11 protein-coding genes are annotated in these 14335 nt (G+C 53.5%); 7 read left to right on the top strand and 4 right to left on the bottom strand.

Annotated elements, in window-relative coordinates:
• Nucleotides 1-403: 403 nt before the first annotated feature.
• The 4 genes from DXB92_RS12060 to DXB92_RS12045 form a co-directional block, all read right to left on the bottom strand.
• The gene (locus tag DXB92_RS12060) at nucleotides 404-2203 is read right to left on the bottom strand and encodes a glycosyltransferase family 39 protein (protein ID WP_117734060.1); all 1800 of its coding nucleotides are present in this window, start codon (nucleotides 2201-2203) and stop codon (nucleotides 404-406) included.
• Nucleotides 2190-3743, bottom strand: coding sequence for an NAD(P)/FAD-dependent oxidoreductase (locus DXB92_RS12055; RefSeq protein ID WP_021682077.1), 1554 nt, complete (start codon nucleotides 3741-3743; stop codon nucleotides 2190-2192). Before DXB92_RS12055 ends, DXB92_RS12060 begins: the two co-directional genes overlap by 14 nt.
• 502 nt (nucleotides 3744-4245) lie before the next feature.
• Nucleotides 4246-5472, bottom strand: coding sequence for a UDPGP type 1 family protein (locus tag DXB92_RS12050; RefSeq protein ID WP_117734059.1), 1227 nt, complete (start codon nucleotides 5470-5472; stop codon nucleotides 4246-4248).
• A 726-nt stretch (nucleotides 5473-6198) separates the two neighbouring features.
• Nucleotides 6199-6816: a histidine phosphatase family protein gene (locus DXB92_RS12045; protein WP_040647484.1), complete on the bottom strand. Its 618-nt coding sequence runs from the start codon at nucleotides 6814-6816 to the stop codon at nucleotides 6199-6201.
• A gap of 327 nt (nucleotides 6817-7143) precedes the next feature.
• Between DXB92_RS12045 and DXB92_RS12040 the strand changes: the two genes are divergently transcribed.
• The 7 genes from DXB92_RS12040 (at nucleotide 7144) to DXB92_RS12010 (ending at nucleotide 13617) form a co-directional block, all read left to right on the top strand.
• On the top strand, nucleotides 7144-8103 hold the full coding sequence (locus tag DXB92_RS12040) for an FAD:protein FMN transferase (protein WP_117734058.1): 960 nt from the start codon (nucleotides 7144-7146) through the stop codon (nucleotides 8101-8103).
• A 231-nt stretch (nucleotides 8104-8334) separates the two neighbouring features.
• The gene (gene rsxC, locus DXB92_RS12035; protein WP_117734057.1) at nucleotides 8335-9621 is read left to right on the top strand and encodes an electron transport complex subunit RsxC; all 1287 of its coding nucleotides are present in this window, start codon (nucleotides 8335-8337) and stop codon (nucleotides 9619-9621) included.
• A gap of 325 nt (nucleotides 9622-9946) precedes the next feature.
• Nucleotides 9947-10942 (top strand): RnfABCDGE type electron transport complex subunit D, encoded by a 996-nt coding sequence (locus DXB92_RS12030; protein ID WP_242986669.1) that lies wholly within the window; start codon nucleotides 9947-9949, stop codon nucleotides 10940-10942.
• A 1-nt stretch (nucleotide 10943) separates the two neighbouring features.
• Nucleotides 10944-11513, top strand: coding sequence for an FMN-binding protein (locus DXB92_RS12025; protein WP_117734055.1), 570 nt, complete (start codon nucleotides 10944-10946; stop codon nucleotides 11511-11513).
• Nucleotides 11510-12175: an electron transport complex subunit E gene (locus tag DXB92_RS12020; protein WP_117734054.1), complete on the top strand. Its 666-nt coding sequence runs from the start codon at nucleotides 11510-11512 to the stop codon at nucleotides 12173-12175. Before DXB92_RS12025 ends, DXB92_RS12020 begins: the two co-directional genes overlap by 4 nt.
• Nucleotides 12172-12756, top strand: a complete 585-nt coding sequence (locus DXB92_RS12015) for an RnfABCDGE type electron transport complex subunit A (RefSeq protein ID WP_117734053.1) — start codon at nucleotides 12172-12174, stop codon at nucleotides 12754-12756. Before DXB92_RS12020 ends, DXB92_RS12015 begins: the two co-directional genes overlap by 4 nt.
• A gap of 12 nt (nucleotides 12757-12768) precedes the next feature.
• Complete coding sequence (locus DXB92_RS12010) at nucleotides 12769-13617, top strand: RnfABCDGE type electron transport complex subunit B (protein ID WP_117734052.1); 849 nt, start codon at nucleotides 12769-12771, stop codon at nucleotides 13615-13617.
• Nucleotides 13618-14335: the final 718 nt, after the last annotated feature.

Raw genomic sequence — 14335 nt, 5'->3', positions numbered from 1 at the left:
AGTAAAGAAAAAAAGAAGCGTAACTCTTTGTGAAACCGGTTGGCTGCTGTGGCAAATTATACAGGGGAAAACCCCTCCACCAGCTTCGCTGGTCCCCCTCCCCTTTCAGGGGAGGCTTATCTTGCAAACGCCGTAAAAATAAAAGTCACCCACTTACACTAGAAAACACCTGAATATCAACATTACCGATACAGGCAAGGGCAACTAGCGGCGTTGGCAAGCCCAAGGCGGACAGCGAGAGAAACGAGCGAATTCCGCCGGACGGTTTCGGTGTGGCTGCCCTAGAGGACAACAAAAGCTAGCAGAGGGAGAACCTTTTACAAGGCAAAGCACAACCCCACCCACTGTTTCACGTGAAACAAAAAACCGGCAGAGCCTGTCCCCTGCCGGTTTTCCCATTTCCCTAGCTGACCAACCCCAGCCCGATGTAAAACGCCGCCGCACATGCCGCGAAGCAGCCGCACAACGTCCAGCCGATGCCGCAGAGCCAGCGGCACACGGGCTTTTTCCCGTTCCGGAGCCGCTGGAATGCCAGCCCCAGAAACACTGCCCCGATGACACAAGTCGGCGTAATGTAGCGGTAGTTCATGGAACAGGTAAAAGGTTCCGCCGCGGAAAGCTGATAAAATCCGCCCATCAGCACCGCGTAGAACAGCACCAGAAACAGCTTCGGCAACCGTCCGCCAGTCTGTTCCCGTTTGCCGCAGAGCCAGAGCATTGCCGCAAACGCTGCCGCCGCCAGCACCACATTGAGCCAGAACAGCACCACGCCGGTGAGGATTCGCCATAGGCTGCAATCCAGCGTATACTCGTTGATATACTCCCCGAACATGGCGTTTTTCAGCAGGGCGATCAGCGGGTTATACTCGTTGTAGCTGCCGCCGGTTCGCTGTACCCACTGTTCGAAAACGCTTGCCACCTGATGCGGCGAAAAGTCCAGGATCCGCGAGAGAAACGACTGTTCCCCCAGATACTGCACAGAGTTTTCCGGCATTTCCTGCACATAGGTCAGCGGTACGCCGAACCGCACCAGATTCCGCACCGGATACCACAGCCCCAGCGGGAAACAGATCACTGCAAATCCGCCGAGCTGCCCGAGGATCCGCCAGTTTCTCTGCCGCAGCTGCCGTGCCAGCACCACCAGAAAGACCGCCGCCACCGGTATTGCCACCATTGCCGCCGAAAGCTTTGTCATCATGCCCAGCCCGATGCAGAGGGCAATTTTCACGATGCCCTCCCACGTCTGTTTCTCGTACCATTTCAGCGTCCACAGCACTGCCCCCAGAATGAACACCACCGACAACGCATCGTTGTTGATGCTGCCGGAAAAGAGAATGAAGCTGGGGTGAAATGCCACCACCGCCAGCGGTACATACAACGCTATGCCCTCCAGCCGGAAGTGCCGCAGAATGCGGTAGGCAGTGATGACGATCGCCATGGCGTAGAACAGGGACAGCGTTTGCAGGGATTCCTGAGCCGCGGCATTGCTGATGCCGAACACGTGTTCCGACAGCCACAGCCACAGGGCGGAGATCATGTGATGCAGGGGCGGGTGGTAGAATTGCCAGTGTCCCCGCGGATCAAAATCCGGCAGCTGGTGATGCTGCAACAGATAGGTGATGTAGCCGGCATGGTTGTCCGCATCCCCGAATTTTCCCACATCGTGCTGCCGTCGGGTAATGGGCGTGTAGCACACGTAGAAAAATTTCAGCAGAAAGCTTGTCCCCAGCAGGAGCAGTGAAACCCGCCGCCGCTGGTTGTGGTACTGCTTTCGGGTGAGCCAGAACAGTCCGCTTAGCACAGCACAGCCGCCGACCAGCACCCACAGTCCGGAGTGTCTGGCTTCGTGATAACACCACGCCCCAGCCAGCACCAGCAGCGTATACACCACACTGACGCAGACCGCCGTCGGTTTCTTCTGGGGCTGATACCGCACCAGCCGCCACAAGACCGCTGCTCCCGCCGCCAGCAGAGCCAGTGTTTCCAGAAGCACGGCGTTTTGTGCCAGATACGCCTCTCCCCCGAAGTACAGTGCGTTCAGCAGCAGACACACGAACAGACTGCACAGATAGGGGTGCCGTTCCAGCAGGTGGAAATACCGGTTGGACTCCGCCGCCGGCAGGCAGATACAGCTGCACCGGCAGCCGTGAGAACGATTGCCGGTGCGTTTGCTGTTTTTGGAAAAGAGCTTACTTCTGCTCATGATATTCCTTTTCCTGGTTGACGTTCCAGACCGGACCCTTGTCCGTGGAATCGTGCTTGATCGCCTCTGCTGCGTGAATGGCGGTCAGCATGGAGTGATCCATATTATTGTAGCGGTGCTGTCCGTTTCTGCCCACGCAGAACAGATTCTCAAAGGTGTTCAGATAATCCACTACCTGATCGAACTGTGCATAGGTGTCGAAATATGCCGGATAAGCCTTCTTGACTTTTTCGCGGTGTGCGTCCAGTACGGCTCCCTCGGAGATAACGCCCATTTTGGTCAGTTCCTTGACGGCGAAGTCCACGCACTCCTTGTCGGACATGTTCCAGAACTTGTCCCCTTCGGCACAGAAATACTCCAGACCGATCCAGACGGTGTCTTCCGGCTTTTCTACCATATAAGGCGACCAGTTATTGAAGATCTGGATACGACCCAGCTTGACACCCTTGTCCTGTACATAGATCCAGCAATCCGGTACAATATTGCCCAGTGTCTTAGTCCCAGTCTGATTGACCAGATTGAGCTTGTTGACCAGCAGTCCCACGGTGACAAAGTCGCGGTACGGCAGACCGGCAGCGATCCGCTGCACCTCGGTATTCTGGCAGCCGTCCATGCCGGCGATCAGATCCTGGATCGGCATAGAGGAAATGAAGATGTCGCCGGAAATGGTCTTGCTGCCCTCCGGTGTTTCACAGACTACAGAAGTCACCTTGCCGTTTTCGGTGTGAATGGTCTTGACGCTGTGATGGAACAGGATCTTGCAGCCCTTTTCCTCGGCTTTCTTGCCGACCAGTTCCCAAAGCTGTCCCGGACCATACTTCGGATACCAGAACTGTTCGATCAGAGAGGTTTCCGCATTTTTGTTGTTCTTCTTGCCGGAACGCTTGGAGATCATGTCTTTCAGCACGGCACGGATAGACAGCCCCTTGACACGCTGAGCACCCCAGTCTGCGGAGATCTCGCTGGGGTGTCTGCCCCACAACTTTTCCGTGTAGCCCTCGAAGAACATGCTGTACAGCACCTTGCCGAACCGGTTGATGTAGAAATTTTCCAGATTGGTTTCCGGCTTCTTGGAGATGCAGGAACCGAGGTAGCTGAAGCCAGCCTTCATGGTGGTGGCAAAGCCCATGCTCTGAATGGTGTTCTTGTTCATAGTCACCGGATAATCGAAGAAGTGCTTGTTGAAATAGATGCGGGAAACGCGGTCACGCACCAGCATGACTACGTCTTCCTTTTCCGGATCAGGGCCGCCGGCTTCCAGCGGCTTTTCCCGTCCCAGTTTTTTATCATCAAAGGACGGCTGTCCCTGAATGGGCATCAGGTCTGACCACCATTTCATGACGGTGTCGTCCTTGGAGAAAAAGCGGTGTCCGCCGATGTCCATGCGGTTGCCGTGATAGCGAACCGTCTGGGAGATGCCGCCCAATACGCCGCTTTCTTCCAGAATGGTCACTTCGTATTCGTCCTTGGTGTCTTTCAGCAGTTCATACGCTGCTGTCAGACCGGCAGGACCGCCGCCTAAAATCACTACTTTTTTCATAAAAGAAAAATCCTTTCTTTTTTAGCAGCACTGCATAAGCTGTGCATAGTACTGCTTTTTAATTTTCAAAGCATGCTTGATGCTGTCAGATGCATGCGAAAGAACGCAGAACATACTCTATGTATTATACCACAATTTTCGTAGTTTGTCAATTTATTTTTCTGTAATTCCTCATTTTTTGGGCAATGTTGCCCTAGGGAAACACTGCGTAAAGCCCGCCTGACGGCTTTGCACGCAATCTGCTTGCAGATTTTCCGTCATATTGCCCAGAAATCCCTTGCAATACGACTGCGTTCGAGGCAGGATTCTGCCCGAGAACAAAGGAGAGTCGCACTAAGATAAATTGCGACCGGCAGTATGCCTGCGGAATTTCTATGCAATCTGCCGAAAAATCTGACTACGCATCTTACGCACAAGCTTTATTCAGTGTTTCCCCAGGGAAAACAAAAAAGAGGACAAGCCGTCTTGCCCTCTTTCAGAATCGGATCATTTCCGGTATCGGTTACAGTACGACACCGTTCTGCTCCAGCAGTGCCCGGGCGGTTTCCACAGAGTCCACGCCCACAGCATTTTTCACCGGAGCGAATTCCTTGCTGCGGTCTACCTCAAACGCCAGACAGCTGTCCTGCATGTGCACCATATCCAGCACCAGCGTTTCGAACTTGTAGCCATTGGGTTCCTCCGGCTTCACCAGCTCTCCTGCTTCGTTGAGATGAGAGATCTTTTTGTGTGCGATGTGCAGCGGGAAATCCGAGCCCAGCGTATGCATCAGAGCATCTACGCGGAACAGGTAGTTCAAAATCACGCCGAACCGATACGCCAGCGAGCCGTCCTCGTTCCGCAGTGTCCGCATTTCTTCGGTCATTTCGTAGTATTCCACGATCGAGGGCTTGTTGTCCTCCAGACAGAGCACACCCACCCGTTCGTCCGGATCTGCCTTGCTGACGACCTTTCCGCCGGAGGCACAGCCGGAAGCGATGGTTGCCCCGATGAATACCGGATCGGCGATCTGCTGGAGCACATTGTCCACAGCAAAGACGTTCAGCCATTCCAGCCCGATCTCCTCGATCGTTTGCAGCAGACCGGCTCTCTGCATCGAGGAGAACCAGCCGCCGTTTCCGTTGGGGGAAAGTACGATCTGGTCGGGAGCGTTCAGGAAAATTTTGCCGTTTTCGTCCACTGCCGGTTCCGTTTCCTGCTTGAAAAAGTGTACGTTGTCCGCACTGTAGCCGAAGTAGTCGTGTTCTTTCAGAAATGCACGGGTTTCCGCATCATTCTGTTCGCTGGTCATGATCATCAGCGGCACATACGCCTCCGCCTCGTCAGTGACCTTTTTCAGGTTGTGGATCAGGCATTCAAAGATGTACAGATCCCGTGTCTTGCCCATGTTGTACATGCCCTTGGGGTGATCGAATCCCAGACGGGAGCCCTGTCCACCAGCCAGCAGAACGGCTCCCACTTTGGCATCACGAATTGCCTGTAAGCCGATCCTGCGGTATTCGTCCGCCTTTTCTGCGATCTGTTCCAGTGTCACAGCCCCCAGCGGTGCAAAGTGTCCCCGCTGCTGTGCCGCCGCTTCGCGGTTCTGGAACTGGGGGCGTTCCAGATGCAGGTCGGAGATCTGTTCCAGCAGGTGTTCCTGCTGTGCCGGTGTCAGAGTGGGATAATACCGGAGCAGGTGCTGCTGACCGTGGGCAGTCAGATAAGTCAATGCTTCTTCATACGTCATGTGTATAACCCTTTCTTGAAAAACCGGTGCCGTACCGGAAGTATTGTCTTCGGAAATCTCGGAAATCCCGGAAATCCCGCCGAAATTCCCGTTTCGATAGGAATAAACACATTATATCATAATATGCAGAAAAATACAAGCCTTTTTGAAAAAAAACGTGCTTTTTCGAAATAATATGTGCTCCGTGCGAAATCGTTTTCATATTTGCACGAAAACTTTCTTTCATTCGAAGAATTCATGCGGTATGCTTCGGAATAAAATTGTACACGGAAATCAATTTTCAAAAATATGTTGGTTTAAATTGTGCAAAATTATGAAGTTTGACAGATGAGGCTCCCCTGAAAGGGGAGCTGGCAGTGCGTAGCACTGACTGAGGGGTTTCCACTTATGTCGAAAACGTCGTAAAAAGATTTTACGAAAGCACATCTCCACCGCCTAATGGCGATTTCCCTCTCTCTTTAGGGGAGGCTATTGTGAAAATTGATTTCCGTGAAAATTGCAGAATCGCCCTTGACAAACACGGGGCGTTATAGTATAATGAAGATAAAGAGAGAGCTTATCAGTAGACGGTTTGCTCCCGCTGTTTTGGTTAACAAAAATAACCGCCACAATTTTGGAGAGTGGGGCGGTTATTTTTGTTTCTAGCACATATTATGGGCAATACCGCACCCTTTTCCGGAAAACTCCGGCAAAAGGGTGCGGTTTCCTACTATTATAAAGCTATCCTCATCGGGAATACGGCACCATGCCCAGAATCTCAAACGCCTGTGAACGCTGCCACAGGTCGGCGGTGACGTAGATGTCGAAGCCCTCTCCCGGCTGGCACTGTAACTCCTGCGGGGAAATTTTCGGCAGCCCGAACCCTGCCAGCATGTTGGCGATCATGCCGCCGTGGGTGATGACGGCACAGTGGAGCAGATCCTCCTGCATCATGTCCCGAATGATCTCCCGCAGCGAACGGAAGATTCGCAGCTGCACTTCCTTGACGCTCTCGCCCTGCGGCGGACGGCAGTCCATACCGCCTTTCAGCCACTCCTTGAACTCCGGCTTGTGCACCAGTTCGTCAGCGGATTTTCCCTCAAATGTGCCGAAATCCATTTCAATGAGATTGTCCACCGTCTGGATCTGTACGTCCGGAAAGAGAATTTCCGCGGTTTCGGTGCAGCGACGCAGCGGGCTGCTGTACACCCTCGCCACGTTGGGATACCGGAACTCGTCCATTTTACCGGCAAGCTCTGCTGCCCCTTTGTCGGAAAGCGGAAAATCGGTTCTGCCGATGTAAATGCCTTTGTCATTTGCGGCAGTTCTGCCGTGGCGGATCACGCTGATGCGGTAACCTTTCATAAAAAATAAACCTCCATTGTGGAATTCGTTGGATAGTCGATACATCTTCGGAAATTTTGCGAAAAAGGTAATAATTTCGCTGTAAAATAAACAATTATTTACCGTTTACAAAATAAACGGCTTGTATTATAATAAAGGGTAGGCATTTTTGAAGAAATCGGACAAGTTCCGTCCGGAAATGCCGGCTTTTAGGCAACACCGCACAAAGCTTGTGCGTAAGATGCGTCGTCAGATTTTTTGGCAGATTACGTGCAAAGCCGTCAGGCGGGCTTTGTGCGGTGTTGCCTTTATTATATCACATTTCCCTCGGAAAAGAAAGATGTTTTTATGATGCACGGGAAAAAACTTTTTGCGGTGTTGCTGCCGCTGGTGCTGACGGCATGCACTTCTGCAAAGCCGGCTCAGACCGAAACCGTCTGGGCAATGGATACCGCCTGTACCATTTCTCTCCACGGCGGCGGCGTTTCCGAAACGGCTTCGCTGCTGAAAACGCTGGACAAGACGCTGGATAATTATCAGGAAAACAGTGCGATCTCCCGTCTGAACCAGAGCGGCACAATTTCTGGGAACGATACCATATACCAGCTGGTGTCCGAAACGGCTGCCCTGCAAAAACGATTCGGGGACAGCGTAGACCTGACTGTGGGACAGCTGACGGCACTGTGGGGCATTACCACAGATACGCCCCATGTGCCTACGGCGGCGGAACTGGAACCGGTACTGAAAACCATTTCTCCCGACCACGTGACGGCGGCAGACGGCACCGTGTCCCTCACCGACGGAGCACAGCTGGACTGCGGAGCCGTGGGAAAGGGCTACAGTCTGGACTGCGTGAAAGAGGCTCTCGACCAGTCCGGCACCGCTGGCTATGGCACAGTTTCCATGACATCTTCCATTTTGTGCTACGGGGAGAAGCCTGGCGGGAAACCGTTTCAGATCGAGATCCGTGACCCGTCCGGCGACGGTACGCTGGGCACCGTGTCAACTGACAGTTGTTTCCTGTCCACCTCCGGCGGATACGAACGGTACTTTATTGCTGATGACGGAAAGCAATACTGCCACATTCTCGACCCTAAGACAGGCATGCCGGCGGAATCCGACCTGACCACAGTGACGGTGTTCTGTGACAGCGGGCTGCAATCCGACTTTCTCTCCACGCTGATCTGGCTGGAGGGCACAGAGCATCTGGAGGAACACCTTCACGCAGAGGATTATCAGATCGTAGCACAAGACCAGTCCGGCAAGCTGTACGTCAGCGACGGGCTGCACTTCATCCCCAATGCGTAAAACTTCTGTACATTGTAATACGATGAACAGCTAAAACTATAGAAATAAGCCTCCCTTGAAAAGGGAGGGGGACCAGCGAAGCTGGTGGAGGGATTCTTCTGTGGAATTTCACACATGAAGAAAAAAATTCCCACTCTATAAATCATTCCCAACGCCTATCGCAGAAACCACTCCGTTTCTGTAGATATATAAATGTAAAGCAATCCGAAAAAGTGAAAGGAGCTGTATTCTATGAAGAAACTGCATGGCGTGCATCTGGCACACCATAAGAACACAGAAAACAGTGCTTCTGTACCGCTGCCGCTGCCGAAACTGGTGCGGATTCCCATGAGCATGCATATCGGTGCACCCTGTACACCTCTTGTAAAGCCGCGGGATACCGTGCTGGTTGGGCAGAAGATCGGCGATACCGACGCATTCATGGCAGTGCCGATCCACTCCGGTGTTTCCGGCAAAGTCAAGGCAGTTTCCACCTACCGTATGTCCAACGGCAGGACATGTCCCATGGTGGAGATCGAAACCGACGGCGAACAGACTGTTTCTCCGGATGTCTGTCCGCCCGCTGTCACCGATAAAGAGAGTTTCCTCAAGGCAGTGCGGGAAAGCGGACTGGTGGGCATGGGCGGTGCAAGCTTCCCCACTCACGTGAAGCTGAACCCCAAACAGACCGTGGACACGCTGGTCATCAACGCGGCAGAGTGTGAGCCCTATATCACCTCGGACTACCGCCAGATGATCGAAGCACCAGACGAAGTGCTGGACGGCGTGCGGCAGGTGCTGCACTGGCTGCAAATCCCCAAGGCAGTCATTGGCATTGAAACCAATAAGCCGGAGGCGATCCGCGTCCTGACGGAAAAGACCAAGTCCGAACCGGAGATTCAGATCTTCTCCCTTCCTACCACGTACCCGCAGGGTGCAGAAAAGGTGCTGATCTATCACACACTGGGACGCACCGTCATGGAGGGACAGCTGCCGGCAGATCAGGGCGTGATCGTGATGAACGTGTCCTCCGTGGCATTCCTCAGCCGCTACCTGAAAACCGGCATGCCGATGGTGCAGCGTATGGTGACGGTGGACGGCGATGCTGTGGGCAAGCCCTGCAATGTCATGGTGCCTATGGGCACACCGGTGCAGGACGTGCTGGATTTTGCACAGTGCGATATGGAACGGGCAAAGAAAGTGCTCTACGGCGGCCCCATGATGGGCATCGCTGTGCCGGACACTGCCGACCCGATTCTGAAAGCCAATAACGCCGTGCTGGCTCTGGAGAAATTCGTTTCCCCGAAACCCACTGCCTGCATTCACTGCGGCAGATGCGTTCACGCCTGTCCCCTGCGGCTGATGCCCACGGAGATCGCCAAGGCGTTCCGGCAGGAGGACAGCGAAGCACTGGGCAAACTGAAAGTCACCCTGTGCATGAACTGCGGCTGCTGTACTTACGCCTGTCCGGCAAAGCGTCCGGTGGCAGAAACCAACCAGCTGGCAAAGGCATTCTATATGTCCAGCATCAAAAAATAAGCATGGCATCCGGAGAGTTGACAGCCCTTGTTGTAGGGGACGATGCCCAGCCCGTCGCCCAGCGGAAATGGCGACGGCAGACTTGCCCAAGGATAGCAAGCCACATCGCCCTGCTATTCACTTAAATAAGCCTCCCCTGAAAGGGGAGGGGGACCGCCGTTAGGCGGTGGAGGGGTTTTACTGAAATCTTTTACTCGATGTGTTATATTTAATATGTATTGCTTTGTGAGATCCTTCTGAAAAGAACGATACCTCATATTACAACTGCACATATTTAAAATCCCCCAGACTCTCCGACCAATCCATGAAAATAGGAGGAAAAACCATGACATCATTATTGACTGTTTCTCCGTCACCTCACGTGAGAAGCGGCATGACCACGCAAAAGATCATGCTGCTGGTGGTGCTGGCTCTGGTGCCGGCGATCGTGGCGGCGACGGTGGTCTTTGGACCGCGAGCATTGTTTCTGGTTGTGTTCTGTGCTGTCATCAGCATGTTCACCGAAATGGTCTGTCAGAAGCTGATGCAGAAAGAAACCACCTATACCGACGGCAGTGCCATGCTCACCGGCGTGCTGCTGGCTCTGAATCTGCCGGCAACACTGCCCCTGTGGGAAGCGGCAATCGGCTGCGTCTTTGCCATTGCAGTCGTCAAGCAGCTGTTCGGCGGACTGGGCTGCAACTTTGCCAACCCCGCCATTACCGGACGAGTGTTCCTGCTGCTGTCTTTCGGCGGCGATATGACCACTTGGGTGAAGCCCTTTTTCTATCGCGGCAGAAGCTTCTTTGAAATGTTTGCTGCCACCGGAAACCTCCCCGACGGCGTGACCGGTGCCACTCCGCTGGCTTCCGGTGATGCCGGTCTGCTGGACTTGTTCCTCGGCAACGTGGGCGGTTCGCTGGGTGAAACCTCGGCACTGGCTCTGCTCATCGGCGGCGTGTTCCTGCTGGTGCTGGGGCTGATCTCGTGGCACACCCCTGTGGCATATCTGGGCGGTCTGGCAGTGCTGGAACTGTTCTATACCCTCGCCACCGGCGGTGAAATGACCGACGTGCTCTACGCCCTGCTCAGCGGCGGTGTGATTCTGGGAGCATTCTTTATGGCGACCGACTATGTGACCACCCCCATGACCGGTGCGGGAAAACTGATTTTCGGTCTGGGCTGTGCGTTGCTGACCTTTGTCATTCGGGAGTTTGCCAACATGCCGGAGGGCTGCTCGTTCTCGATCCTGCTGATGAACCTGCTGACTCCGTACATCGACAAGCTGACCATGACTCACCCCTTTGGGGCAAAGCCCGCAGTGAAAAAGGAGGCGAAGTAACATGGCAGAGGCAAAGACATCTTCTGTAAAATCCATGGTGCTGCCGCCGCTGGTGCTGGCAATAATCTGTGCAGTCTGCTGTGCATTTCTGGCACTTGCCAATATGGTGACCAGGGACAAGATCGCTGCCGCAGAGGCAGATGCCATTCAGACCAGTCTGAAACAGCTGCCCGATGCCGGCACATTTGAGGAAGTCACAGACTTCCAGCCGGAGAATAACGAAAAGGCATCTGCCACCGGTCTGTATCTGGACGAAAACGGACAGTATGCCGTGCTGGTGACCGCAGACGGCTATAACAAAGGCGGCCTGCAGGTCGTCATCGGCGTGGACAAAGGCGGAGCCGTTACCGGCGTTTCCTTCGTCACCGTTTCGGAAACCCCCGGACTGGGCACAAAGGTGCAGTCCAATCCGGAACTGCTGGTAGATCATCTGGTGGGACTGTCGGACAGTGACGCAGTAGACGGCGTGGACAATATCACCGGAGCGACCTATTCTTCCAAGGGCATGAAAGCCGCTGTGAACTGTGCCCTTGCAACTGTACATGCCAATCAGGAGGTGACCGGTGCATGAACTACGGAAAAGAATTTACCAAGGGTATCCTGAAAGAAAACCCGACGCTGGTAGGACTGCTGGGCATGTGCCCGACGCTGGCAGTTACCACCGCGGCATTTAACGGCATCGGCATGGGCTTGTCTACCATGTTCGTGCTGATCTGTTCCAATATCGTGATCTCTCTGCTGCGGAAAGTGATTCCGGAGCAGGTGAAACTCCCCTGCTATATCGTAATCATTGCTTCGTTCGTAACGGTCATTCAGTTTCTGGTGCACGGTTTTGTGCCGGCGTTGTATACCAGTCTGGGGGCATTTCTGGAACTGATTACTGTAAACTGTATCATTCTGGGACGGGCGGAAATGTTCGCCTCCAAGAATAACGTGCTGGCTTCGGCTCTGGACGGTGCCGGCATGGGACTGGGCTTCACACTGGCTCTGTTCCTCATGGGCAGCGTGCGGGAGATTCTCGGCAGCGGCACATGGTTCGGACTGACGATCCCCGGCATGGTAGGACATACCATGAGCCTGTTTGTCATGCCGGCAGGCGGCTTTCTGGTGCTGGGCTTCGTGATCGCTGTGGTCTGTGCCCTGTCCAGGAAGAATCCCCCGAAAAAGATCGGCTGTGCAAGCTGCCCCAATGCGGCGGCATGTCACGCAAAGTGTGAGGAGGCTGACGCATGAGTACCTATATTGCAATCATCATTGCGGCTGTGCTGACGAACAACTTCGTTCTGTCGAAATTTTACGGCTGCTGTCCGTTTCTGGGCGTTTCGAAAAAGCTGGATTCCAGCGTGGGCATGGGTGCCGCAGTGGTTTTCGTCATGTTGTGTGCGTCCCTGTGCACCTATCCCATTTACTACTTTATCCTGAAGCCGCTGGAACTGACTTATCTGCGGACAGTGGCATTCATTCTGGTCATTGCCGTATTTGTACAGCTGCTGGAAATGGTCATCAAAAAGCTGATGCCGCCGCTGTATAAAACACTGGGCGTGTATCTGCCTTTGATCACTACCAACTGTGCCGTGCTGGGTGTTACCATTATGAACATCGACGAAAGCTACAGCTTCGGACAGTCGCTGGTGAATGCCGTGTTCTCCGGCGTAGGCTTTGCACTGGCAATGGTGATCTTCTCCGGTGTCCGTTCCCGCGTGGACGATGCCGAGAGCGAAACCCCGAAGATGTTTCGCGGCGTTCCGGCAACGCTTATCGCAGCCGCCATTGTGTCCATGAGTTTTCTGGGCTTCGGCGGACTGGGACAGTAAGGAGGGTGTGTCATGGAATTTGTCTATCCCATTCTGATATTTGTGGTCATGGGCATTGTGTTCGGTGTCCTGCTGGTCGTGATCTCAAAGGTGTTCGCGGTGAAGACCGATGAGCGTGCGGTGCAGATCACCGAGGCACTGCCGGGTGCAAACTGCGGGGCCTGCGGCTATGCCGGCTGTGCAGACTATGCCGATGCCATTGTGAATAAAGGTGCTCCTATGAATGCCTGTCTGCCCGGCGGTGCCAATGCTGCGGCAGCGATCGGCGACATCATGGGCGTGTCTGTGACTGCGTCGGAACGCATGGTGCCGGTGCTGCACTGTAACGGTACCTGCGAAGCCACCAACCGGAAGTTCACGTTTGACGGCGTGCAGTCCTGTACCGCTGCGAAACGGTTTTACGGCGGCACCGGTGTCTGTGCCTATGGCTGTCTGGGACTGGGGGACTGCGTTTCCGTCTGTGAAAACGATGTCATCTCGATCAAAGACGGCATTGCCACATTCTGTACGGAAAAGTGTGTTGCCTGCAACAAGTGTGCGAAAGTCTGTCCCAACGGGCTGATCGAACTGCGGTCGGAAAAGAAAAAGGTGGACGTTCGCTGCTCCTCCCGCAATATGGGCAAGGTGGCAATGCAGTCCTGTCAGAACTCCTGTATCGGCTGTAAGAAGTGCGAGAAGGTCTGCAAGTTTGAGGCGATCATCGTCGAGAACGCCTATCCGGTCATCGATTATGATAAGTGTAAGTCCTGCGGCTTGTGTGCAAAGGAATGCCCCAGAGGGTGTATTGAAAACCTGCGGAAGCCCAAGGTAGTTGCCCCGAAGCCGGAGCCGGTAAAGGAAAAGCCGGCGGCAGAAGAATAAAAAAACGCCGGTCTGCCTCTTGACAAACCGGAGAAAAATACGTATAATAAAAATAGAAAGAGCATACCGGCAGACGGTTGCTCCCACATTAACGGAAAACGATTAAAAGAAATAACCGCCGCAATTGCAAGAGGGGCGGTTATTTCTTTTTATGATTGTCATGGAAAATATGATACAACAAAGTTGTAAATGTAACCAGGAATGTCAGAAACGCAAAGAGTTCTGACCAAGTCACATAATGTTCCATAGCATCACCTCCCATCGTATGTAAATACGTGGGAGCAGGAAACGAAACCGTCCACCGTTTTCGGTATGCCCTAGGGCTTTATTATGGCACACCCTGCCGAATATTGCCTCAAGACAGCAAAACCGAAAAAAACGCCGGTCTGCCCCTTGACAAACCGGAGAAAAATGCGTATAATAAAAATAGAAAGAGCACATCGGAAACGGTCTGCTCCCAATGATTGGTTATGAAATAACCGCCCAAGTTTGGTAGCTAGGGGCGGTTATTTCCGTTTATTGCTGTTTTGCAAGATCAAAATGATGTCGCAAACGACATTGCACAAAGTGAGAAACTCCATCCAAGTCATCGCAATCACTCCCTTCCGGGAGCAGGATTCGACCGCCGAATACAGAATATGTACCCGTTCCAATGCACTCTGCTTATGATTATAGCACACCCTGCCGAATATTGTCAAGACAGCAAAACCGAAAAAAA

The organism is Ruminococcus sp. OM06-36AC (assembly GCF_003438725.1).
In the GTDB taxonomy this organism is placed as follows: Bacteria; Bacillota; Clostridia; order Oscillospirales; family Ruminococcaceae; genus Ruminococcus_C; species Ruminococcus_C callidus.
The sequence above is the reverse complement of the archived record's forward strand: the minus strand, read 5'-3'. Positions and strand labels throughout refer to the sequence as shown.

Coding starts and splice junctions, on each gene's coding strand:
- DXB92_RS12060 (WP_117734060.1), bottom strand. CDS start 2,203: ATGAGCAGAAGTAAGCTCTTTTCCAAAAACAGCAAACGCACCGGCAAT.
- DXB92_RS12055 (WP_021682077.1), bottom strand. CDS start 3,743: ATGAAAAAAGTAGTGATTTTAGGCGGCGGTCCTGCCGGTCTGACAGCA.
- DXB92_RS12050 (WP_117734059.1), bottom strand. CDS start 5,472: ATGACGTATGAAGAAGCATTGACTTATCTGACTGCCCACGGTCAGCAG.
- DXB92_RS12045 (WP_040647484.1), bottom strand. CDS start 6,816: ATGAAAGGTTACCGCATCAGCGTGATCCGCCACGGCAGAACTGCCGCA.
- DXB92_RS12040 (WP_117734058.1), top strand. CDS start 7,144: ATGATGCACGGGAAAAAACTTTTTGCGGTGTTGCTGCCGCTGGTGCTG.
- rsxC (WP_117734057.1), top strand. CDS start 8,335: ATGAAGAAACTGCATGGCGTGCATCTGGCACACCATAAGAACACAGAA.
- DXB92_RS12030 (WP_242986669.1), top strand. CDS start 9,947: ATGACATCATTATTGACTGTTTCTCCGTCACCTCACGTGAGAAGCGGC.
- DXB92_RS12025 (WP_117734055.1), top strand. CDS start 10,944: ATGGCAGAGGCAAAGACATCTTCTGTAAAATCCATGGTGCTGCCGCCG.
- DXB92_RS12020 (WP_117734054.1), top strand. CDS start 11,510: ATGAACTACGGAAAAGAATTTACCAAGGGTATCCTGAAAGAAAACCCG.
- DXB92_RS12015 (WP_117734053.1), top strand. CDS start 12,172: ATGAGTACCTATATTGCAATCATCATTGCGGCTGTGCTGACGAACAAC.
- DXB92_RS12010 (WP_117734052.1), top strand. CDS start 12,769: ATGGAATTTGTCTATCCCATTCTGATATTTGTGGTCATGGGCATTGTG.